The 23634-nt window shown below is 41.0% G+C and carries 24 protein-coding genes; 12 read left to right on the forward strand and 12 right to left on the reverse strand.

Annotation, left to right across the window (positions count from 1 at the left end):
- Positions 1-7 precede the first annotated feature (7 nt).
- From CYCME_RS06055 to CYCME_RS06070, 4 genes are read left to right on the forward strand one after another with little or no spacing between them, the layout of a single operon-like run.
- Positions 8-1024: an MBL fold metallo-hydrolase gene (locus tag CYCME_RS06055; RefSeq protein ID WP_015005997.1), complete on the forward strand. Its 1017-nt coding sequence runs from the start codon at positions 8-10 to the stop codon at positions 1022-1024.
- 41 nt (positions 1025-1065) lie between these two features.
- On the forward strand, positions 1066-1464 hold the full coding sequence (locus tag CYCME_RS06060) for a MaoC family dehydratase (RefSeq protein WP_223253227.1): 399 nt from the start codon (positions 1066-1068) through the stop codon (positions 1462-1464).
- A complete protein-coding gene (locus tag CYCME_RS06065; protein ID WP_020932436.1) occupies positions 1461-1886 on the forward strand; it encodes a MaoC family dehydratase in 426 nt (141 codons plus the stop codon). The genes CYCME_RS06060 and CYCME_RS06065 overlap by 4 nt, the downstream gene beginning before the upstream one ends.
- A 49-nt stretch (positions 1887-1935) precedes the next feature.
- Complete coding sequence (locus CYCME_RS06070; protein WP_020932437.1) at positions 1936-2715, forward strand: citryl-CoA lyase; 780 nt, start codon at positions 1936-1938, stop codon at positions 2713-2715.
- A 19-nt stretch (positions 2716-2734) separates the two neighbouring features.
- Here CYCME_RS06070 and CYCME_RS06075 read toward each other — a convergent pair whose 3' ends face one another.
- The 5 genes from CYCME_RS06075 to CYCME_RS06095 are packed head-to-tail and all read right to left on the reverse strand — an operon-like array spanning position 2735 to position 7178.
- Positions 2735-3901 (reverse strand): acyl-CoA dehydrogenase family protein, encoded by a 1167-nt coding sequence (locus CYCME_RS06075; protein WP_020932438.1) that lies wholly within the window; start codon positions 3899-3901, stop codon positions 2735-2737.
- A 39-nt stretch (positions 3902-3940) separates the two neighbouring features.
- Positions 3941-4402 carry a flavodoxin family protein gene (locus CYCME_RS06080; protein WP_020932439.1) on the reverse strand — a complete coding sequence of 154 codons (462 nt, stop codon included), beginning with the start codon at positions 4400-4402 and terminating at the stop codon, positions 3941-3943.
- 27 nt (positions 4403-4429) lie between these two features.
- The gene (locus CYCME_RS06085) at positions 4430-5623 is read right to left on the reverse strand and encodes a CaiB/BaiF CoA transferase family protein (RefSeq protein ID WP_015005991.1); all 1194 of its coding nucleotides are present in this window, start codon (positions 5621-5623) and stop codon (positions 4430-4432) included.
- Between the two features lies 1 nt (position 5624).
- Positions 5625-6776 carry a thiolase gene (locus CYCME_RS06090; protein WP_020932440.1) on the reverse strand — a complete coding sequence of 384 codons (1152 nt, stop codon included), beginning with the start codon at positions 6774-6776 and terminating at the stop codon, positions 5625-5627.
- A gap of 3 nt (positions 6777-6779) precedes the next feature.
- Entirely contained in the window at positions 6780-7178 is a 399-nt protein-coding gene (locus CYCME_RS06095) for a Zn-ribbon domain-containing OB-fold protein (protein ID WP_015005989.1), read from the reverse strand.
- 499 nt (positions 7179-7677) lie between these two features.
- Here CYCME_RS06095 and CYCME_RS06100 point away from each other — a divergent pair, with 499 nt between their 5' ends.
- A complete protein-coding gene (locus tag CYCME_RS06100) occupies positions 7678-8130 on the forward strand; it encodes a PaaI family thioesterase (RefSeq protein ID WP_015005988.1) in 453 nt (150 codons plus the stop codon).
- A 109-nt stretch (positions 8131-8239) separates the two neighbouring features.
- Here CYCME_RS06100 and CYCME_RS06105 read toward each other — a convergent pair whose 3' ends face one another.
- Positions 8240-10822, reverse strand: a complete 2583-nt coding sequence (locus tag CYCME_RS06105; RefSeq protein ID WP_041932914.1) for an Rne/Rng family ribonuclease — start codon at positions 10820-10822, stop codon at positions 8240-8242.
- 491 nt (positions 10823-11313) lie between these two features.
- Between CYCME_RS06105 and CYCME_RS06110 the strand changes: the two genes are divergently transcribed.
- The 6 genes from CYCME_RS06110 to CYCME_RS06135 all read left to right on the forward strand — a co-directional run bounded on the left by CYCME_RS06110 (position 11314) and on the right by CYCME_RS06135 (position 16286).
- Entirely contained in the window at positions 11314-12252 is a 939-nt protein-coding gene (locus CYCME_RS06110; RefSeq protein WP_020932443.1) for an RluA family pseudouridine synthase, read from the forward strand.
- Positions 12249-12893: an HAD family hydrolase gene (locus CYCME_RS06115; protein WP_016390634.1), complete on the forward strand. Its 645-nt coding sequence runs from the start codon at positions 12249-12251 to the stop codon at positions 12891-12893. Before CYCME_RS06110 ends, CYCME_RS06115 begins: the two co-directional genes overlap by 4 nt.
- 2 nt (positions 12894-12895) lie before the next feature.
- Positions 12896-13867 carry a S49 family peptidase gene (locus CYCME_RS06120; RefSeq protein WP_015005984.1) on the forward strand — a complete coding sequence of 324 codons (972 nt, stop codon included), beginning with the start codon at positions 12896-12898 and terminating at the stop codon, positions 13865-13867.
- 84 nt (positions 13868-13951) lie between these two features.
- Complete coding sequence (locus CYCME_RS06125; RefSeq protein WP_041932915.1) at positions 13952-14218, forward strand: PepSY domain-containing protein; 267 nt, start codon at positions 13952-13954, stop codon at positions 14216-14218.
- A 14-nt stretch (positions 14219-14232) separates the two neighbouring features.
- The gene (locus CYCME_RS06130) at positions 14233-14913 is read left to right on the forward strand and encodes a response regulator transcription factor (RefSeq protein ID WP_015005982.1); all 681 of its coding nucleotides are present in this window, start codon (positions 14233-14235) and stop codon (positions 14911-14913) included.
- 17 nt (positions 14914-14930) lie between these two features.
- Entirely contained in the window at positions 14931-16286 is a 1356-nt protein-coding gene (locus CYCME_RS06135) for an ATP-binding protein (RefSeq protein WP_020162180.1), read from the forward strand.
- Positions 16287-16289: 3 nt separating this feature from the next.
- Here CYCME_RS06135 and CYCME_RS06140 read toward each other — a convergent pair whose 3' ends face one another.
- From CYCME_RS06140 to CYCME_RS06165, 6 genes are all read right to left on the reverse strand, one after another.
- Positions 16290-17111 carry a hypothetical protein gene (locus CYCME_RS06140; protein WP_020932445.1) on the reverse strand — a complete coding sequence of 274 codons (822 nt, stop codon included), beginning with the start codon at positions 17109-17111 and terminating at the stop codon, positions 16290-16292.
- Complete coding sequence (locus tag CYCME_RS06145) at positions 17108-17626, reverse strand: hypothetical protein (protein WP_020932446.1); 519 nt, start codon at positions 17624-17626, stop codon at positions 17108-17110. The genes CYCME_RS06140 and CYCME_RS06145 overlap by 4 nt, the downstream gene beginning before the upstream one ends.
- A 207-nt stretch (positions 17627-17833) precedes the next feature.
- Complete coding sequence (purB, locus tag CYCME_RS06150) at positions 17834-19213, reverse strand: adenylosuccinate lyase (protein WP_020932447.1); 1380 nt, start codon at positions 19211-19213, stop codon at positions 17834-17836.
- A gap of 14 nt (positions 19214-19227) precedes the next feature.
- A complete protein-coding gene (gene mnmA, locus CYCME_RS06155; RefSeq protein ID WP_015005977.1) occupies positions 19228-20325 on the reverse strand; it encodes a tRNA 2-thiouridine(34) synthase MnmA in 1098 nt (365 codons plus the stop codon).
- A 22-nt stretch (positions 20326-20347) separates the two neighbouring features.
- Complete coding sequence (locus CYCME_RS06160) at positions 20348-20797, reverse strand: NUDIX hydrolase (protein ID WP_015005976.1); 450 nt, start codon at positions 20795-20797, stop codon at positions 20348-20350.
- Between the two features lie 144 nt (positions 20798-20941).
- On the reverse strand, positions 20942-21850 hold the full coding sequence (locus CYCME_RS06165) for a LysR family transcriptional regulator (protein WP_081651238.1): 909 nt from the start codon (positions 21848-21850) through the stop codon (positions 20942-20944).
- A gap of 124 nt (positions 21851-21974) precedes the next feature.
- On the opposite strand from CYCME_RS06165, the gene aceB reads away from it, so the two are divergent.
- Entirely contained in the window at positions 21975-23558 is a 1584-nt protein-coding gene (gene aceB / locus CYCME_RS06170; protein ID WP_020932449.1) for a malate synthase A, read from the forward strand.
- Positions 23559-23634 lie beyond the last annotated feature (76 nt).

Raw genomic sequence — 23634 nt, forward strand, 5'->3', positions numbered from 1 at the left:
TTAATATATGGGGATGTTGACCTTTCCGATAGCCAGCAAACCGGAGTTTGGTCTTCCAATGAAGGTAGAAGAAGGCATTTTCTTACTGAAAATGCCTATTCCCTATGCGTTAGATCATATCAACCTTTGGTTGTTGAGGGATGGGGAAGGCTGGACGATTATTGATTCTGGGTTTTATAGTGAAGAGGCAACCTTACTATGGAATAAGGTATTGGTAGATTTTTGTCATAATGAACCGATTCAGAAAATAATCATTACTCATTTTCACCCTGATCATGTAGGCATGGCTCAATGGTTAGCGCATAAAACAAATGCGCCCGTGCATATGAGTCAAATTGAATTTTTGACTACCCAGATGGCATGTCAAGAGTATTCTAAGCAGCAAAAAGCTAGACGTAGGGAATATTTTGAGCGTTTTGGTTTAGCTCAAGAAGACATTCAACAGCTACAAGATAAAGTCGGCGGTTATGTTACCGGTGTTCCGGAGGCACCTACCTCATATCAGCGTTTGGTTGATGGGCAGTCACTGTTGATTAATGGCGAGCAATGGCATTTATTACAATTTAATGGCCACAGCCCCGGGCATATTTGTCTGCATAATAAGCAACGAGACCTTCTTGTCTCCGGAGATCAAATATTGCCTAATATTTCGCCGAATGTCAGTGTTAATTTCTATGAAAGTGATGCAGATCCACTGGCCGATTATTTATCCAGTTTAGACACCTTGGCAACCTTAGGTGCCGATACGGTGGTATTGCCATCACACGGTCGAATTTTTAAGGGCATTAAGGAACGTGCAACAATGCTTAAAGAAGGGCATCGTAAATCATTAGATCAAATTTTAGCATTTTGCCAACAAGCTCGGTCAGGGTTGGAGGTATTGCATATGCTCTATGGCAAACGATTAAGTCTATTCAATTTATCGTTGGCAACGGGTGAAGCGATGGCGCATTTAAATTATTTAATTGGAACAGGTGAGGTGACACGTAGTGGCGACCTGGTTTATCAATACAAAACAAATTAAACAGAGAATTGATGATGAGCACTTATGTGAAGTATAGCAGTATGTCTGAAGGTGATGATTTTCTCGACCCAGTACCATCTTTTGAGGTGACAGCGGAGCGTGTGGATAAATACATTGAATCGACACAGGATGAAACACCTCAGCTAAGAGAAGAGGATCAACAAGGGCGCCGTATTGCACCACCCATGTTGGCGGCGGTATATGTGATTGAAGCACTACGAACACGCGTAGGCCCACCGGGCGGAATTCATGCAAAACAACAATTTAAATTTCATCGGCCTGCCTATATTGGTGAAACGCTCTATACCTCGGCAAAGGTACTTAAGTTGTATGAAAGGAAAGGGCGTAACTACGTTGAAATGACAACGCAAACGCACAACCAAGAAGGAGAATTAGTGACCAGCGGGATGATTACACGGATCTGGGGGAAAGAGGCATGAGCGAACTAAAATCTTATGAAGGGTATTGTGTCGGTGCTTCAATAGGTGAATTGACTCAAGCTGTCGATCAAAGCATGATTGATGCTTATGCTGACGCGTCAGGCGATATCAATCCTTTACATATTGACCCTGAGTTTGCGAAAACCACTTTTTTTGGTCGGACGATTGCTCATGGTTTATTGACACTTGCATTTGTTTCTCGAGTTTTATCAGCTTGGAACTGGCAAGGATGGGCTTATGGTGGTGAATTGAATGTGTCATTTTTAGGCCCCGTTTACCCCGGTGATACTGTGCGCGTATCAGGTGATATTGAACAGATAGAGAAAAGAAAAGATGGCGTGTATGCTCGATGCCAACTGGTATGTTTCTGTGGTGAAAGAACCGTTTTAAAAGGCTTTGTCATTAGCAAAATATCAAAATAAGGACACAGGCAATCGGTTAACTATTTAGCGGTAAAAAGGGGGGGTATGTATGGCAAAGCACTTAACACCTGAAACGAAAATATCGACCACAAATGAGCAAAAAATTCTGGTTCGAAACAAAGATCTGGTTAATGAGTTGATGGGGCATGTTAGTTTTACCGAAATGTTCTTTTTACATTTGATGCAACGCATGCCTAGCAAGGGAGAAATAGCTATTTTCGATGCTGTTTTGGTTACCTTAATGGAACACGGCTTAACGCCCAGCGCGATAGCCACTCGATTGACAATAATGGCAGCCCCAGAATCGGTTCAAGGGGCTATTTCGGCAGGTTTACAGGGAATTGGTAGTGGCTTAGTGGGCACAATGGAAGGCATGGCTAAGAATTTACAAGATATTATCACCGCAGAAGAAGGGGTAGAGGCCAGTTGTTTACGCATTGTGAACGGCTTTAAAGCAACACGCCAAGCAATCCCCGGATTTGGTCACCCCTTTCACAAACCAGATGACCCGCGAACACCGCGACTCTTTGAAATAGCTCGTCAAGCAGGTGTAGAGGGGCGTTATATAGATATTGTTACCACACTATCTAAAACGGTTGATCAGGTATACGGCAAGCACTTAACCATTAATGCAACCGGTGCGATAGCGGTCGTGTTATCAGAAATTGGTGTGCCATGGGATGTGATGCGTGGTATAGCAGTAGTGACTCGCAGTGCTGGTCTGCTAGGCCATATAAGTGAAGAAAGGGAACACCCCATTGCACCATTTATTTACTCGCACATTGAAGATACAGTGCCGTATACCGGCAAACGTACATTAGATGACTAGGTTGATTACCTAATAATGGTTAATACGATTTAGCTAAGCCTAATACGCGTTCTGCAATATAACATAAGGCAAGCTGAGGACTGACAGGGGCAATTCTTGGTATCATTGATTCACGAAGATAGCGTTCAACGTGATATTCTTTTGCGTAGCCAAAACCACCGTGAGTCATAACGGCTGTTTCACAAGCATGAAAACCCGCCTCTCCAGCCAAATATTTAGCTGCATTAGCCGCTGCACCACAGGGTTGATTATTATCATATTGCCAAGCAGCCGACATGGCCATCAGCCAAGCAGCTTCTAACTCAGACCAACACACAGCTAATGGGTGTTGTATGCCTTGGTTTTGGCCAATTGGACGATTAAAAACAATGCGTTCTTTAGCGTAATCAGTTGCTTTTTTTAACGCAATTCTGCCAAGCCCAACAGCTTCTCCTGCAATTAAAATACGCTCGGGGTTCATCCCATGAAGAATGTATTCAAAGCCTTTTCCTTCTTCGCCAATACGGTCTTCTATCGGTATTTCTAGGCCATCAATAAATAATTCATTTGAATCAACCGCTTTACGACCCATTTTTTCAATTTCATGAACGCTGATTTTATTACGGTCGAAGTCGGTATAAAAAAGGCTTAAGCCCTGTGTAGGTTTTTTAACGTCTTCTAATGGGGTGGTTCGTGCTAATAATAAGATTTTATCAGCCACTTGGGCAGTGGAGATCCATACTTTTTGCCCATTAACAATATAACGGTCGTCTTTACGGATAGCCAAGGTTTTAAGCTGTGTCGTATTCAAGCCGGTGTTCGGTTCAGTAACAGCAAAACAGGCCTTTTCGCGACCTTCAGCCATCGGTCGTAGCATGCGATTTTTTTGCTCCTCGGTACCAAACACGACAACGGGGTTTAAGCCAAAAATATTAATGTGAACGGCTGATGCGCCAGACATACCCGCTCCTGATTCAGCAATGGTACTTGCCATAATGGCAGCTTCGGTAATACCTAAACCTGAACCACCATAAGCTTCAGGAATACAAATTCCCATCCAGCCACCGTCTGCCATTGCTTGGTAAAAGTCATGTGGAAAACCACCTTGCTGATCGCGCTTTAACCAATAGTCATCATCAAAAGGTTTACAAAACTTTTGAATAGAGTCCCGAATGGCTTGCTGTTCTTCAGTATAGGAAAAATTCATTGTTTAACCGTCTATTTTGTCGTTGATGAGTTACCTAACTTAGATAATCCCAGCATCTAAACTAGCCGCCATAAAAAGTCCGAGCTCTTCGGCTTGGCCTATAAATTCTTCTTTAAAATCACCATGACAAATAAGCGGTTGTTGAACAATTTTCCATCGTAGGCCGGTTAAAATAGATTCAATCGCTCGTTTTGTGCCAGTGCCATCATTGCCTGCACGAATAAGGACTGCACAGGGCATGGCTTCTGTTTTATCCATGCACGGATAATAGTTACGATCAAAAAAATCCTTTAAGCCACCACTCATATAACCTAAGTTTTCTGGCGTAGCTAAAATTAATGCATCTGCATTGAGTACATCTTCTGCCTTTGCTTCTAGCGCGGGTATAAAAATAGCTTCGACGCCGTTTACCTCATTACTATTTGCACCCTTTAAGACGGCATTTATCATCCGTTTTATATTCGGCGAGGGTGCATGAGCAATAATAGCTAAGCGTTTCATTTTATATAAAAAACAATTATTTATCAGTTATTTACGTGGTTTTTCTAATGTTATTTGCATTTCTTTAAAGCGCTCTATTTCTTCTGGGCTGTAGCCGGCATCCGTTAATATTTCGGTATTGTTTTCACCATATTGGGGAGGGCGGCATTTAAATTTCCCCGGTGTTCGCGACAGTTTTATAGGAATGCCTGTGCCTCTGTACTCGCCCGACTCTATGACCATTTCTCTTGCTTTAGTTTGCGGGTGCTGCAAAGCATCTTCAACCGTTTGTACTGCGCCAGCAGGAATACCTTTGCTCATTAATTCTGCGGTCATCGCTTTGCCATCGCGGTCAGCCAGTAAATCTTCAAGAATAACGCGCAACTCAGCTTTATTTTTGGCGCGGTTAGCATTAATCGTAAACCGTGGATCTTGTGCTATTTCAGGGTGACCTAATTCTTTACATAAACCAGCAAACTGACGATCATTACCAATCCCTAGAAACAACATCCCATTAGCGGTAGGGAAGAGGTCATAAGGTGTGATGTTTGGATGCGCGCTACCGAGGCGTTTTTGTGGTTTACCATCTAAAAACCAGTTGGCGGCATGCGGGTGAATTAAGCTCACCGCCGTATCATATAAACTGACTTCTATTGATTGGCCTAGCCCAGAAGTTTCTCGCTCATATAAGGCTAATAATATCGCAATAACTGCATTCATGCCGGTGGTCAAGTCAACGATAGGCACACCAATTCGAACAGGTGGGCGATCAGCGTCACCGTTAATACTCATTAAGCCGGACGTGGCTTGAGCAACGGCGTCGTAACCAGGGAAACCAGCGTAGGGACCATTACTGCCAAAACCAGTTACACGGCAATGAATTAAGCGAGGAAATTTCTTTTGTAATACATCAGTAAAGCCTATACCCCATTTTTCGAGTGTGCCAACCTTAAAATTTTCAACAAGAACATCTGCTGTTTCAAGTAAGCGGAATAGAATTTGGTGTGCTTCAGGCTGACGCATATCTAAGGCAATGCCTTTTTTATTACGATTAACCCCATCGTAATAGGCACTTCCACGTTCATGATAAGGAGGGCCCCAGCCGCGTGTTTCATCACCTGCGGGAGGTTCAACTTTTAGAATTTCTGCGCCATGGTCGCCTAAAATTTGAGTACATAAGGGGCCACCTAAAACGCGTGATAAATCAACGACTTTTATGCCGTTTAAAGAAGGGTTACTCATACTATAAAACTGCCTCTGTTCCTAGAATTGTTGTTACTTGACTGGATAGGACTCCACCATTGCCGTTAACCAGAGCAACTTCTGGGTTATCAACTTGTCGTGCGCCACACCCGCCACGTAATTGTTGAATGGCTTCAATAAGAATGAAGATGCCGTACATACCTGGGTGGACACATGATAGACCGCCACCATTGGTGTTAACTGGTAGGCTACCGCCGGGTGCAATATTACCATTTTCGACAAAAGCACCACCTTCACCTTTAGCGCAGAAACCTAAGTCTTCAAGGAAAAGGATAGTGTTAATGGTGAACGCATCATAAAGCTCAACTACATCAACATCGTCTTTTGTTAAACCGGCCATTGCAAACGCACGCTTTCCAGCGTCTACGGCAGCGGTGGTTGTTAAGTCCGGCATTTGAGTGATTTGACGATGCCAGTGAGCGGTACCAGTGCCTAATACATAAACGGGTTTATTCGGAAAATCTTTTGCCCGTTCACTCGATACCATAATAACAGCACCGCCACCGTCGGTCACCAAGCAGCAATCCATTAAAGAAAGAGGGTCGCTAATCATGCGCGAATTAAGCACATCTTGACGAGTGAGATCATCGCGTGCAAAAGCGGCTGGGTTCAACTGTGCCCATTGACGAGCCGCAACAGCTACATCAGCCATTTGTTCACGTGTTGTACCATATTGATGCATATGACGAGCCGCAGCGAGTGCGTAGGAGCTTATTGGATAACGGGGTTTATAAGGTGCTTCATAAATTTGTTGTTCAGACATGGTGGCCAATTTGCCACCGGCTGTGCGTTGATTACTGCCATAACAAATTAAAGCAACATCGCATTGGCCTGTTTTAATGGCCATAGCAGCATTTAGTGTATGCGCTACAAATGATGAACCACCGACCATACTGCTGTCAGAAAAACGCGGTTTAATGCCTAGGTACTCAGCTGTACTCAATGCCGGCATAAAGTGATAAGACGAACCGGTGAAAATACCGTCTACATCGGATAGTTTTAAGCCAGCGTCATCTAACGCGTTATGCGTAGCCTCGGCTAGGATATCTAATGGCATTCTCCCATGAGCTTCGCCGCAACCGGCCAAACCAACGCCAACAACCGCAGATGAACCTCTTAATTCATGTGACATCTTTTAAACTCCCTGTGCTGGTACGAAGACAATAAAAGAACTGTCTTCATCATTTTTGATAACGGCGCTGACTTGATCACCAATTTTTACATCTAATGGGTCAACACCTTCAACGCGGCTCATCAGGCGAGGGCCTTCTTCTAATGTGACGTGACATACATTGTAATTACCGCCGCGTTCGGGCTTACGTCGAACGGTTGTTGTTGAATAAACTTCACCTTTTCCGCTGACCGCTGTCCATTCAAGGTTAAAACTACCGCAATGAGGACAAACGACTCGAGGGAAGAAATGAAATTCTTGGCAGTCTTGACATTTAGGTAAAGAAAAAACACCTTTTTTTAAAAAATCATCGTAGATTTGATCAGGGCCTGGGCCGCTAAATCGCTCATTTTTGGTGCTCATTTATATTAACTCCTGTACAGGTTTTGTTGAGGCTAAATAGTCTTTTTATAAACGTGAAATTCTAACAATTGTTATGTTGTTTATCCAGTGAATTAATACAAATGGACGCGAGAATAATGATAGCTTGAGTGGTTACCAGTGAATATTAACAGGACGAGTTAAAGCTTTTCTTAATAACCACGCAGACAATAAAGAATTGATAAAAACTCTTTATGCAACGAATAAAAAAGTACCTAGGGATGCTGACAATAAAAATCGTTAGGTGACTTGGCAAGAGAAAAAAACGGATGTCAGTCGTTATGCTTGGGGTTTTTTATACAGGGCTTATATTCGGGCTCCTATTGCTTGTTCATGAACCTCGTTGAAATTATGGCGACAAAAGCTTGGGCTTTAAATTAGTCTAAGAAAAATAATAGACTTTGTTATTCTTATGATTCGCGGTATCTAGAAAAACAACAACTCGTTAGTTATTAATTGAAGCGCTTATATCAAGGATGTTATGAAAAAAATATCAATACAAGAAAAAATGAGACCCAATGGATGTTTTGGTTGTGGGCAAGATAACCCTTATGGTTTGCAAATTGAAAGTCATTGGGAAGGTGACGAAGTAGTTTGCCAATGGACGCCTAAGGAATACATGATTGGGCCGCCAAATTATTTGTATGGCGGAATTTCTGCCAGTTTAATTGATTGTCACTCAGTCAATACAGCCTTGTCGTATGCTCATAAAAAAGTCGGAAATGATGATAAATACGACCGAAGCATTCAGATGGTGACCGGCTCAATGAACCTTCGCTATATAAAACCAGTTCCGATGAGGGAAGTTGAATTACGTGCCACAGTGGAAAAGGTTGAGGGTAGAAAATATTTTATTAAAACAGAGTTACAAAGTGATGGCATAACCTGTGTCAGAGGCGATGTAGTAGCGATTCAACTTAAAGCAGCACAGTGACTCTTAGTTTGTTCGGTTTATAAGATTAGAAGACCAATAAAGGCCCCAGTTTTTGCTGAGGCCTTTATTGGTTTATAACGTTTTAACTACTTTTTTTGACAGTGTGTGATTACTGTTGATCTTTGGTTAATGACTCAACAGGTTTAGGCTCCACAGGCTTAGCTTCTACAGGCTTAGCTTCTACAGGCTTAGCTTCTACAGGCTTAGCTTCTACAGGCTTAGCTTCTACAGGCTTAGCTTCTACAGGCTTAGCTTCTACAGGCTTAGACTCTACAGGCTTAGACTCTACAGGCTTAGCTTCTACAGGCTTAGCTTCTACAGGCTTAGACTCTACAGGCTTAGACTCTACAGGCTTAGACTCTACAGGCTTAGACTCTACAGGCTTAGACTCTACAGGCTTAGACTCTACAGGCTTAGACTCTACATCTACTGGCTTTGAAGTGGCTGCACCTTGATTGGTTTCTGGTGAGCCATTTGCCGTGTCGAGAGGCTTAGGTTTGTTGCTTGTTGTACGCCTTCTTCTGCGAGGGTGGCGAGTACCGTTTTTAACCCCTGTGTTACCAGTTTCAGTGGGCTTAGCTTCTACAGGTTTAGACTCTACAGGTTTAGACTCTACAGGCTTAGACTCTACAGGCTTAGACTCTACAGGCTTAGACTCTAGAGGCTTAGACTCTAGAGGCTTAGATTCGGCAATATTAGTGTTTTGTGACTTAGGTGCATCGCTGTTAGGTGAACGTTTATTGGATCTACGTCGTCTTCTAGGTCGTGATGGTTGCTCAGCATCGTTTTGTTTGGTTTGAGCTGGTTTTGGGTTTGTTTTTTCGTTTGAACCATCAACATTAGCAGCCTGTGATGTATTTGGGTTCTGCTTACTCTGATCTTTGTTATTTCTATTTTTATTTCTGTTTTTATTACGGTTTCTATTTTTATTTTCGTTTGGGTTAGCGTTGCGTTGTTGGTTGCCTTGCTGGTTATTGCTCGTTTTATTTGCTTTAGCCGGCTCTTTTTTAACAGGTTGTTTTTCTGATGACGGCACTATTTTGCTTAACAAACGCTTAAAGAAACCATCGTTGGCTACGTTTGATGGTGCTGTTGGGCGTTGTGTAGCAGGCATAACATTCTTAACGGCGGCCGTTTCTTGGCTGACGGCTTCACGTTGATATGGTTTAGCGTCTCGAGTCTTACTATTTTGTAGGCGCTCATGACTGGCAGCCGTATCTTGTTTTGCTTCTTTTGTACGAATTCGTTCTATTTCGTAATGAGGTGTTTCAAGATGTTTATCAGGAACGATAATCAACGATACTTTATGAGTCTCTTCAATTTGCTCAACTTCAGAACGTTTTTCGTTAAGAACAAAAGTCGCGCAATCAATGGGGACATGAACAACTACCCGCGCTGTATGCTCTTTCATCGCTTCTTCTTCCAGAATGCGAATAATGGATAAAGAGAGCGACTCAACACTTCGAATAGTACCCTGACCATGACAGCGTGGGCAAACAGGCAAGCTAGACTCTGTTAACGATGAATGGATTCGTTGACGAGACATTTCCAATAAACCAAAGCGTGAAATTCTGCTGAATTGAATACGTGCTCTGTCATGCTTCATCGCTTCTTTAATGCGATTTTCTACCATCCGTTGATTTTTAGTAGGCCCCATATCAATGAAATCGATGACGAATAGGCCGCCCATATCACGAATACGAAGTTGTCTTGCAATCTCATCAGCAGCTTCAAGGTTGATATTGAGTGCGGTCGTTTCAAAGTCAGCACCTTTTGTAGCACGAGCTGAGTTGATGTCGATGGAGGTGAGCGCTTCAGTTGGGTCTATAACAATGGACCCACCAGATGGAAGAGGGACTTCACGTCCGTAAGCGGTTTCAATTTGGCTTTCGATTTGGTAACGCGTGAACAAAGGAACGGAGTCTTCGTAAAGTTTAACGCGCGATAAATATTGCGGCATAATTTGCTGCATAAAATCATGTGCTAAATTAAATGATGCTTCACTATCAATCAGAACTTCATCAATATCAGCACGTAAGTAATCACGAATAGAACGGATAACAAAGTTGCTTTCTTGGAAGATCAAATAGGGCGCTTTACGGTCTTTTGAAGCGAGACTAATGGCATCCCACAAATGTGTAAGATAGTTTAAGTCCCATTGGAGCTCTTCGACTGACTTACCAACACCGGCAGTACGAACGATGAGGCCAATATTTTCTGGAATTTCAAGTTGATCAAGTACTTCGCGTAAAGCTGTTCTATTATCACCGTCAATACGGCGTGAAATACCGCCCGAACCCGGGTTGTTTGGCATTAATACTAAATAGCTACCTGCTAAGCTAATTTGTGTTGTCAGCGCTGCGCCTTTATTGCCACGCTCTTCTTTTTCAACTTGTACGACTATTTCCAAACCTTCTTTAATTTGGTTTTTGTCTTTTATATCTTGGGTGTCTAAGCCAATCGCTTGACCGGTAATTTCTTTAAATGGAAGGAAACCATGGCGGTTAGCACCATAGTCAACAAAAACGGCTTCTAAGCTACGTTCTACGCGGGTAATAAGTCCTTTATATATATTTGATTTTTTCTGTTCTCTTGCAGGTACCTCTATATCAAGGTCATATAGTTTTTGTCCGTCGACAAGGGCCACTCGTAACTCTTCTGTGTGAGTGGCATTGATTAACATTCTTTTCATTTGTTTCTTTTCCTGATGCCGCATAGTGCACAGAAATTATTGGGTGGCGAGAAAGGTGGAGTAGTTTCATATACTAATTGTTATCTTTAAATTTTAGTGGTTTAAAAATAGTTTGTTTCTCACTTGGTTCAGACATAAAAGCTTAAACTTATTTTATTAATTGGCTTTATTGAAATGTCCGTATTAAATTTCTGTATTTATGGGCAATTAAAAATCGCTCATCATGGGTCGAGCAAATAAAACCCGTTTGAATGCCAGTTGTGTAACTGATGCATTCAGATCCTGTTGTAAAGCTGAATAAAGTAGCTGACCTACTTCAATGTAACCACCCCAAAGGGCGAGTTATAAAACGACAGATTAGCTTTGCTAACAGACAATCGTTATCATGTTCACTGAGTTTAATAATTCTTATCTAATACCTATTAAACTTTTCGGACTATAGCAAATTAAGCTAATAACATCAATCAGATATACACTAAAGTTAAAACTATATGAAAACAGAGGCGTATGACAAAGTTCGGTTTATTGAGGTCGACGAAAATTCAGTAGGTCAACGCTTGGATAATTTTTTAATGACGCAGTTAAAAGGCGTTCCTAAAAGCCATATATACAAGATTATTCGCCGTGGGGAAGTCAGGATTAATAAAGGGCGAGCAAAAATCATCTATCGTTTAAAGGTCAATGACCTGGTGAGGGTGCCACCAGTAAAAATGGAAGAAAAAAGCACGTCATCACCAGCAAAGTGGATGTTGTCGAGCCTTGAGGAAAGGGTGATATATGAAGACGAACACTTATTGGTGCTTAATAAGCCTTCTGGTATGGCTGTTCATGGCGGAACGGCAAACAGTCACGGGGTAATTGAAACATTACGGTTTTTACGCCCAGAGGAGCGTTATTTGGAATTAGTTCATCGTTTAGATAAGGCGACCTCTGGCTGTTTATTGATCGCAAAAAATAGAAAAATGTTAAATGGGCTGCAATCATTATTACGCAATAGAACAATAAGCAAAACATACACAGCATTACTCTGTGGTGTTATCCATAAACAGTCCGTTAACGTGAATGCACCGTTGGAAAAGCGGACATTAGAAAGTGGGGAACACAGGGTGCGTGTTCACCCTGAGGGTAAAAAGTCGGAAACCTTGTTTGAGAAATTGGCGCAATATAAAGGGGCAACCTTAGTATCAGCGTCGCCTAAAACGGGTCGAACACACCAAATAAGGGTGCATGCTAAGCATTTTGGTCACCCTATTGCCGGAGATGAGCGCTATTCAACACCGGCACAGTATAAATCTTACCGCGAGAAAGGCTTAATGAGGCTTTTTTTACATGCAAGCAAGCTTGAGTTTATACACCCCTTAAGTGAAAAAAAGGTCATGTTTGAAGCGCCTCTAGATAACGAACTTGAAATGTTTTTAAAAACACTATGATTACTCAGTACGATTTAATAATTTTTGATTGGGATGGCACCCTAGTAGACTCTATCGATTGGATTGTTGAGTGCATTCAGACAATAGCTAAGCACCAAGGCATAGATCAACCTAGCCAACAAGCCTGTAAAGATATTATTGGCCTGAGCCTGTCAGAGGCAATGGTAACCTTATTTCCAGAGCTGTCTGATGATGAAAAAATAGCCATGGTTGCTGCCTATCGTGAGGTTTATTTAGCTAAAAAGATTTCAACAAAAGACTTGTTTGTTGATACATTACCGACCTTGGAAAAGTTAAAACAAATGGGTAAAACGTTAGCAGTAGCGACGGGTAAAGGGCAATCAGGTTTGGATAGAAGCCTTGATGGAACGGGGCTTCGCCCTTATTTCGACCACCTTCGGTGTGCTGAAAAAATGCAATCGAAACCTAGCCCACATATGTTATTTGATATTCTTGACGAAAGTGGTATCCAGCCAGACAAGGCGATAATGATTGGTGACTCAACATTAGATTTAAAGATGGCGAATAATGCAGGTGTATCCAGCATAGGCGTCACCACGGGTGCCCACTCACATGAAATATTATCAAAACAGATGCCGGTAGCGTGTATTAATAATTTAATGGAAATATTTGAGGGGTAAGAATGGCGTTTTTTAACAAAGATAAATCAATACCGAATGATCAACAATGGGAGAGATCTGTATTAGAGAAGGTCGCTCTGGCTTCTGTCATAGAACAACGACGGACACGACGATGGAATATTTTTTTCAAGCTTTTATTGTTAACCTACATCATTTTTATCAGTAGCTTGGCTATGTCACCGATGTCTGATGTAAGCACATTATCAAAAGGTCCACATACCGCGATGGTTGATGTTAAAGGAATCATTGTTTCGGGTGGCGAGGCAGATGCTGAGAGTATTATTAAAAGTCTAAAAAATGCAGTTAAGGACCCCAACACTAAAGGAATTGTTTTACGGGTGAATTCTCCTGGTGGAAGTCCCGTACAATCGAGTTATGTTTATGAGGCTATTCGAGAGCTCAAAAATACTCACCCAACACTACCAATCTATGCGGTGGTTGAGGATTTATGTGCCTCTGGCTGTTATTTTATCGCGTCAGCGGCGGATAAAATATTTGTCAACCAATCTAGCATTGTCGGCTCAATTGGCGTGGTGATGAATGGCTTTGGCTTTACGGACACGATGAAATCATTGGGTGTAGAGCGTCGTTTATATACTGCCGGAGAGCATAAAGGATTTTTAGACCCATTTTCCAACGTAAAACCTGCTGAAAAAGCACACGTTCAAGGGATGTTGAACGATATTCATACAGAATTTATCGAGTCTGTAAAAAGTGGCAGAGGAGAGCGTTTAGCAGAAAACCCAGATTTATTTAGTGGTCTAGTGTGGGCTGGCTCTGAGAGTATTGAATTAGGTTTGACTGATGCTATTGGTGATGTTCGATCTGTTGCGAAGAATGAAATTGGCGAAGAGAAAATTGTTGATTTTACAGCCCAGCAACCCTTTCTTGAGAAATTGGCAAAAAGTATGGGCGCTGCTACGGCATCGTTCATGGCTAACTTTACAACACTGAATAAAGTCTTTTTGTTTTAGAGGCGTATAGAAGATAAAATATTCAGCTAAAATTCATGCGAAATGAATAAACTGTTTACCACTCAATGAGCTTTTTATAATGATATGCGTACTTTAAAAGTAATTTTGTTCACTATTTTTTGCAATATGGCTATTTCAAGTCATGTTTTAGCGTGTGATGAGATGATTGTGTTAGCTGTTGCAGATATTATCAGTTTGGATGAGGCAATCAAGGCAGTTAAAAAGAATAGTAAAGGGAAGGTTCTCGACGCTCAAACAAAGCAAATGAATGGGCAACCAGTTCACGTAATCAAGGTGTTGACTGATAAAGGGCATGTTAAAAAAATTCGTGTTCAAGGTACACGAAAATAACGGAAAGGTTTTTTATGCGAGTTCTTGTAGTTGAAGATGATCAATCCTTGCAGGAGCAACTGGTTGAGAATTTAACGAAGAGGGGGTTTGCTGTCGATGCGACAGATAATGGTACTGATGCTCTTTATTTTGGTACAGAGTACCCCATTGATATTGCGATTGTAGACCTTGGCTTGCCAGATATCCCAGGGATGGAAGTTATAAAGCAGCTTCGTGCTAAAGATATCAATTTCCCAATACTTATATTGACAGCTCGTGCACGTTGGGAAGAAAAGGTTGAGGGTTTAGAGGCAGGCGCAGATGACTATTTAGTTAAGCCATTTCATACCGAAGAGCTATTAGCGCGGATGAATGCGTTGATTCGTCGTTCTGCCGGTGTTGCATCTCCAATGCTTGTGTGTGGCCCAATATCATTGGATAGCAGTGCACAGCAGGTTTTGGTGGATGAAAAGCCTGTTGTATTAACCGCTTATGAATATAAAATGCTGGAATATATGATGATGCATTCTGGTAAGGTTATTTCAAAAACTGAAATTACGGAGCATATATATGATCAAGATTTTGACCGTGATAGTAATGTAATTGAAGTGTTTGTAGGCCGATTGCGCAAAAAATTAGACCCCAATGATCAACACAAGCCGATAGAAACGCTAAGAGGAAGAGGCTATCGCTTTTCCATTCCGCTTAATCACTAGTTAGTTTAAAGCTGTAGATGAATAACAGCATACAGTCTCGGTTAATTTTTTCTGCCAGTGTGGTGTTATTTTGTTTTTTAGGCTTAGCAGGCGTAGTTTTAGATGCGGCCTATCAAAAAGGCGCACAAAATGCTTTAAACGACCGACTTCAAATTCACCTGTACTCTATTCTTGGAAAAGCCGAAATCAGCCGTACCAATAAACTAGTGATGCCGACTAACTTATCAGAACCGAGGTTCTCACAGCTTAGTTCAGGCTTATATGCCTATATTTTTGACCTTAACGGTGAAATGGTTTGGCGAAGTACCTCATCGATAGGTAAATTAATAGAGCCCATTAAGCGTTTAAAGCTAGGTCAAAAAGCCTATATAAAAAACCATCCGGGCCGTCAAGAAAGTGTTGCTTTACACTATAAAGCAACGCTGGAAAACGAACACTCTCAGCAGAAGACTTTTGAATTTGTTGTTATTGAGTCTACCTCAAGTGTGGATTATCAGATAGCTGGATTCCGATCTGTTTTATGGCAATGGTTAGGTGGCATCGGGCTGATATTAATTATTTTACAGTTTTGGATTATAAGGGTTAGCTTAAGGCCGTTAAGGCATATAGTTGATGACCTAGAAAGCATTCAAACCGGCGATGCAAAGTATTTAGATAACGATTATAGTCATGAATTAAAAGAGGTTGCTAATACACTCAATAAGCTTATTGATAACGAGAGAACACATTTAAAACGCTACCGAAATACCTTGGCTGATTTGGCACATAGTTTAAAAACCCCTTTATCCGTTTTAACGGGGATTTATGAAAAAGAAAATTTATCGCAAGACGATAAAAAAGTTATTGAGAATCAAACCTTGCTAATGAGGCAAATGGTTGATTATCAGTTGCAAAAAGCTGCAGCTAAAGGACACCAGACGTTAGCAAAACCGTTAGATGTAGAGTTAATAGTGTCGCAAATTATCGATTCATTAAACAAAGTCTATGCTGATAAATCATTGAAGGTGATAAAAGATATTGAGCCGAATCTTTTGTTTAATGCAGAAAAAGGGGATGTTTTTGAGCTGTTTGGTAATTTATTAGATAATGCTTTTAAATGGGCGAATACGGTTGTAGAAGTTAGTGTTAAAAAGGTAACGAATGATTCATCTTCAAGTATTGAAATTACCATTGAGGATGATGGGGTTGGGATTTGTGATGATGAAATTGAAAATGTTTTAAAAAGGGGGATTAGGGCTGATGAGTCTGTTCATGGTCATGGCATTGGCTTAGCGGTCGTGAATGAATTGGTATCACTGTATAAAGGAACGTTAACATCGGGCCAAAGTCGGTTAGGCGGGCAAAAATGGACAATAGTGTTTCCTAAAAACTGACATTTATTGAGTTGATTGTGCATCTAGGTCGACAATTTTTACCCAAATAGTATTATTTTTTATAGATGTTTTAGACTGACTGCCAAGAATTTTAGAGTTGGTTTGCTGAGTGATTTCATCAATGCCTGTTAATTTAATCCAGGTGTTTAGCCGCCCGCGAATAACACTTGAGGCGCGGGTAAAGTGCGCCGAGGTTCTATTTTCAGACAAGGCTTCTTCATACCAAGGAGCAATGTCTAGAATAACGGAATCATTCGATAACCGAGGCGTAACGTAAAACCCGTTTGAGGCTTCACGATAGTCTGTAGAGGCTGAGATATGATGATGGTTGTTATATTGTTGGATATGGACACTATTAACAGGTTCACTGACACCATCTGATATATAAGCGATATGTCCTTCTAAAACTTGTATGCTCTGATTGTTCTTTTCATTTGATTGGTCTTTTGTACTATATATTTTTAGTTCGCCATCGATGGCACTTTTTGCATTATGACGGGTATCAATATTGATATGACTGTTGACGTTATAACCCTTTGTTTGCTGATTAAACTGACCATCGCGATTTACATGAATAACTAAGCGGTGAGCAGGTTGGTCTAATCGCTCAATGAGTCTTTTAATATCGGATAGGTTTTGAGGGTCAACACGCAGAATTAATTCGTTATAACCGGCTCCCACTGTCTCATGAGGTTGTAAAAAAGGTTTGATGCTACTGATAACATCGACAGGTTGTTTGTGCTTTAAAGGGTGAAAAATAAGTTCAGCAAGAACAGGTGTGGTAAACAGTAACAAAAGAAAAGCAGCAGTAAACTTATTAATCATAATGGCAGTGACCGAAGTTCGATGTCTGGCGAACTGATTTCCCAAGCACTTTTAAAATAGGATAAGAACTGTGCAGTACGGTCTGCGTCTGAAAAATTACAGAGGCCAACATAATGTTGATAGTTAGGTATTTGAAGGTAGGCGCTTTTGTCGAAACAAACAAAATCATCCTCACGAGGAGGGCTAGCAGCGGCCACTTTCTTAAACGAAATGCTGCTAGAAAATCGATGTGATAAACCTAGTAAGCGATGAGAGATTCGGGTGATTGGACGTGTCTCATTCACTAATATATTGATATGAGTGCGATGATTTTTTAAACAAAACTGTTCACAAGCAAAAATAACTGCTTCGGTATCAAAAACCAAAGGGTTTAGCGTGTGACTGTAGATATTAATGTCAGTGTGGGCCTGATTAATCAAACAAACTAGGGCTAGTTTGTTTTCTTCAAAAGAGTTTAGGTTAAATGTTTTTTTTGTTTCTCTAAAGACGGCGTGTTCAAGCTCATAAATTGACATTGAAAACTCCAAGTAAAATGAATATTACTAATAGTTAACCAGTGCCGGTATGGAATAGCAAATAAAGCAAAAAAAACCGAATCAATTGATTCGGTTAACGTACAAGACTTAAAGCCTATAAATGGGGAAAAAATAGACTTTAGGTATCGTCTTGCAGGTGATTCATTATAATTATTTAAAATAATTTGAGTATGAGTTATGTCACATTTATGAGAGTTTACTAATATTATTTGCTAGTGTTTCTGCACAGCCGGTGTAGCTAGCAGGTGTCATTTCAAGCAGTAATTGTTTGGCATCGTTAGGAATCTCCAAAGTTTCGATAAAGGCTTTCATGGAGTTTTGATCTATGCCTTGCCCCCGAGTGAGTTCTTTTAATTTTTCATAGGGTTTTTCAATACCATAGCGACGCATCACCGTCTGGATAGGTTCAGCAAGAACTTCCCAGTTGGCATCTAAGTCAGCTAATAGTTTTGCTTCATTGATTTCTAGTTTTGAAATGCCTTTTTGTAATGATTTAAAGCCAATTAAGCTGTGTGCTAAACAAGTGCCTAGGTTTCTAAGCACAGTAGAATCAGTTAAATCACGTTGCCATCTTGAAATAGGTAATTTCTCAGAAAAGTGGTTCATTAAGGCATTAGCAATACCAAAATTACCTTCTGCGTTTTCGAAGTCAATGGGGTTAACTTTATGTGGCATAGTTGATGAGCCAACTTCTCCAGCAATGGTTTTTTGTTTGAAATAACCGACTGAGATATAACCCCAGACATCTCGTGAGAAATCAATCAGGATAGTATTGATTCTTGCTAGGACATGAAAGTATTCAGCAATATAGTCATGAGGCTCGATTTGGATAGTGTATGGGTTAAAGGTTAAACCCAATGATTCAACAAATGCTTCTGCAAACGCTGGCCAATCAACGGCTGGATAGGCTGAGTAATGTGCGTTGTAGTTACCCACGGCACCGTTTATTTTACCCATGATATCTACATCTTCCAGTTGCAATAATTGGCGCTCTAAGCGGGCAACAACGTTAGCAAACTCCTTCCCCATTGTGCTTGGCGAGGCAGTCTGCCCATGTGTTCTTGAGAGCAATGGCGCTGCCGCATAGTCAAGCGCTTTCTCTTTAATGTCATCAATAACATTTGCGATCGCAGTGCCTATTACTTCGTCGCGACCTTCTTTAAGCATTAAGGCGTAAGATAAGTTGTTAATGTCTTCAGAAGTGCATGCAAAGTGAATGAACTCGCTAATGGTCAGTAATTCGGCATTGTCAGCGATTTTTTCTTTAAGAAAGTACTCAACTGCTTTTACATCGTGGTTTGTTGTACTTTCAATGTCTTTTACACGTTGAGCATCGTCCACTGAAAACTGCTCGACGATACTATCAAGTAAGGCATGAGCAGTGTCCGAAAAGCGATTAACTTCAGAAATTTCATCGTGTTCTGATAAGGCTTGTAGCCAGCGGACTTCAACGGTCACACGTGCTTTAATTAAGCCAAATTCTGAGAAAATAGGGCGTAGTTCATCAACTTTGCTGGCATAACGGCCATCAACTGGCGAAAGGGCATTTAGTTTATTTAATGTCATGAAATTATAGTGAATTATGAGTTTATAGTGGAAGTGGCGTCTATTATACCGCCACCAAGGCAAACCTCATTGTTATAAAAAACAACAGATTGACCCGGGGTCACGGCACGTTGAGGGTCGTCAAATTGTACTAGGCAATGATCATCACCAATCAGGGTGACTTGACATGCTTGGTCTTTTTGACGGTAGCGTGTTTTAGCGGTGCAGCGAAAGCTGTTTGATACAGCTTGACCGCTAACCCAGCTGAGCTGCGATGCGTTGAGTGTATTGCTTTGCATTAAGGTATGGTCATGCCCTTGAGCGACTACTAAAATATTATTTTTTAGGTCTTTTTCAACCACATACCAAGGTTCTTCGGCAGCGGATTTAATGCCGCCAATACCGAGCCCTTGACGCTGGCCCAAGGTGTAATACATTAAACCTTGGTGTTCGCCAATGGTTTCACCTTCTGGTGTGTTCATAAGGCCCGGTTGAGCGGGCAGGTAGCGTTGTAAGAAATCTTTAAATTTGCGTTCACCAATAAAACAAATACCGGTGCTATCTTTTTTCCGACTATTAATAAACCCCGCTTTTTGTGCAAGTTCTCTAACAGCCGGCTTTTCCATATTCCCAATAGGAAAGAGTGAGCGACTTAATTGCGTTTGCCCCAATGTATAAAGGAAGTAGCTTTGGTCTTTATTGTTATCCAAACCACGCAGGAGTTGGAATTGATTGTGTTGTTGAGCAATTTGTGTGTAATGTCCGGTTGCTATGTAATCAGCTCCGAGTTCAGTGGCATAATCTAAAAAGGCTTTAAACTTAATTTCACGGTTACATAAAATATCGGGGTTGGGTGTTCTACCAGCGGCATATTCGCTTAAAAAGTCTTCAAAAACGTTATCCCAGTACTCAGCTGCAAAATTGACGGTTTTAAGTTCAATACCCAATTTATCACTGACCTGTTGGGCATCGGCCAAATCTTCCTTCGCTGTACAATATTCGCTGCCATCATCCTCATCCCAGTTTTTCATAAATAAACCGGTTACCTCGTGACCTTGTTCAAGCAAGCGCAATGCGGCTACAGAAGAGTCTACCCCACCTGACATGCCGATCATTATTTTTTTATTGTCCATTTAAAACAGTAGGTTATAGGTTTTATTTAATGTAAGATTTAATGATTGAAAGCGGGTAACTAACCCCTGACAGGTAGTCATTAAGGCTTTCTAAAATAATAGGGCTACGTAAGCGATCGGTATTTGCTTTGATTTCATCGAGACTCATCCATAGCGCACGAATAATGCCTTCATCAAGTTCTGTTGAGACTTCTTTATGACACACGCTGCCAGCATAAGTACTTCGATAATAGGTGGTTTCATTATCAGTGTTATGCCATAAATACGAGCCGATAATTACTTCCGGTGTAAAACGGTAACCCGTTTCTTCTAAAGTTTCCCTAATGACAGCGTTTTCCATACTTTCGTTTGGGTCTAAATGTCCAGCAGGCTGGTTAAGGACAGGGCCGACTGGGGACTCTTCCTCAACCATCAAAAATTTTCCGTCAAGTTCAACAATAGATGCGACGGTGACGTTTGGTTTCCAGATCATCGGGTGTAGTAAAAATTATTTAGAGTACGTATTTTAATTGAATTAATTGAAGAGTGCTTCAATTGAATTAAACTTATGGATTTAACAGTGCTAATGTTTTGAATTTAAAAATATTTATTGTTGAATAAAGCTATGCTGTATTTATCAACCTTGAAAAAAGCTGGGGTCTATTAACTCAAGAAAGTTTTTGGCCGGTAATGATAATGACCCTTGTCTTTTCATGGTGACACCGTAGTAATAATCAGGAAAGTATTTTGACAATGGTTTTGCGATGAGCTGTTCGTTGCCCGTTAATGACACGCTGGTAACGATTGATAAGCCTAAACCTAATTCGACGTATTTTTTGATGATTTCCCAACTCCAAGCTTCTAATGAAACCCGATAGCGTAATTTGTGTTTTTGTAATACGTCATCAACAATACGCCATGTATTTAAGTGTTTAGGTGGCAAAATAAGGTCATATTGAACAATCTCATGCAGGCTAACCTCATCGACCGAGGCTAGCGGATGACCAAATGGCATAATCAGCACAGGGACAAAGCGATAAACTTGCTTGTATAGAATATCGGCGGGGACTTCTAACATCGGGCCAACAGCAAAGTCTACTTCATCATTTCTAATGGCGTCTATGCTGGTGTTTCCTGATACCTGATGCAACTTAATATGTACATGAGGGTATCGTTGTTTAAAGCGTTCTACGATATTCGGTAATAAATAAAGGATACTCGCCTCACCGGCAGCGATGTTAATTTCAGTTGTTTCTTCTGGGTTGTTGGCGGCAGTGAACCGTGTTGGCAGAGTATCCATTTGCTCAACAAGTGGTTTTGCCAGTTCCAGTAATTTTTTCCCCGCATCCGTTAAGGTTATTTTCGGACCATTTCGAGTAAATAACTTAGCGTTTAATTCTTTTTCTAAGCTTTGAATTTGCAGTGATACGGACGGTTGACTTAATTGTAATAAATCAGCGGCCTTTGAAAAGCCACCAACTTTGGCGGCCATACAAAATGACCTTAATTGCTTATGACGGTTAGACTTTATCGTATGTTCTTCCATAGGATTGCATTCTATCATTAATTTAATTAATGATAGAAATAGCTTTATTGGGATTGTACGGTGGTATAAAGTTAATATAATGCACTGCACAAACATTATTTTATAACCGACTTAGGAGGTTTAAATGAATGCATTAACGTTTAAAGGTGAACTGTTACCAAGTTATGCCAGTATTTATAACGATGAAGCAAATGCTTTTGTGTCAACATTAGCGGAAGAGTTTTCCCCTCGTGTTGCAGCGTTACTCGAGGCACGTAAAGTAAGGCAGGCCGAAATTGATGCGGGTCAATTGCCTGACTTTTTAGCGGAAACAAAACATATACGTGAGGGTGATTGGCGTATCTTAGGTATTCCAGATGACCTACAAGACAGACGAGTAGAGATTACCGGTCCTGTTGATCGTAAAATGATCATTAATGCTTTAAACGCCAATGTAAAAGTGTTTATGGCCGATTTTGAGGATTCATTGTCGCCGACGTGGGATAAAGTCGCTCAGGGCCAAGTTAATATGCGTGATGCAGTTAATGGGACTATCTCATTAGATGACCCTAAATCAGGCAAACACTATGAACTAAATGATGACCCTGCGGTACTTGTTTGCCGCGCACGAGGTTTGCATCTTCCTGAAAAGCACGTTCATTTAAACGGACAGGAAATTCCTGGTGGTTTAATTGATTTTGCATACTATTTTTTCCATAACTATAAAACCTTATTAGCAAAAGGTTCAGGGCCATACTTTTATATTCCTAAATTGCAATCGCATAAAGAAGCTCGCTGGTGGGCTGACTTAATGGATAAAGCTGAAGATTTGGTAGGGTTAGAGCGGGGTACTATCAAAGCAACTGTTTTGATTGAAACACTACCAGCTGTCTTCGAAATGGATGAGATTCTCTACGAATTTCGTGATCATATTGTGGCACTTAACTGTGGTCGTTGGGATTATATATTTAGCTACATCAAAACGCTTAAAAATTACCCAGATCGTGTGCTTCCAGACCGCCAAGTTGTGACCATGGATAAACCCTTTTTGAGTGCATATTCGAGGCTATTAATTAAAACTTGTCATAAACGCGGTGCTTTAGCAATGGGCGGAATGGCAGCGTTTATACCCGCAAAAGATGCCGAGGCTAATGCCGCTGTCTTAAAAAAAGTCGTTGGCGATAAAACGCTAGAAGCAAAAAATGGCCATGATGGAACATGGGTCGCGCACCCAGGTCTGGCAGATACAGCAATGGCGGTCTTTAATGAATATATTGGTGAAGGCAAAGCAAACCAAATGGACGTATTGCGTACTGAAGATGCCGACGTGACAGCAGAGGATTTATTAGAGCCTTGTGAAGGCGATCGAACAGAAGAGGGGATGCGGGCTAATTTGCGAATAGCTGTTCAATATATTGAAGCATGGATCCAAGGTAATGGTTGTGTGCCGATCTATGGTTTGATGGAAGATGCGGCAACTGCTGAGATTTCACGCTCATCAATCTGGCAATGGATACATCACGGCAAAAACTTAAGCAACGGCAAAAAAGTAACCGTTGAATTGTTCCGCGAATTAATGCTTGAAGAAATGGAAACTATTAAGAGTGAGATTGGTGAAAAGCGCTTTAAAGAGGGCCGTTTCAGCGAGGCGGCAAAAATAATGGACCGCTTTACCACATCTGAAAAACTAGTGGATTTCTTAACGGTACCAGCTTACGAGTATTTGTAGTTGCTAGGAATCAGTCACGTTAGGTTGGGCAATACAATGTCCATATATTTTAACGCTATACATGTTTACTTTTTAC

The organism is Cycloclasticus zancles 78-ME (genome assembly GCF_000442595.1).
GTDB lineage: Bacteria > Pseudomonadota > Gammaproteobacteria > Methylococcales > Cycloclasticaceae > Cycloclasticus > Cycloclasticus pugetii.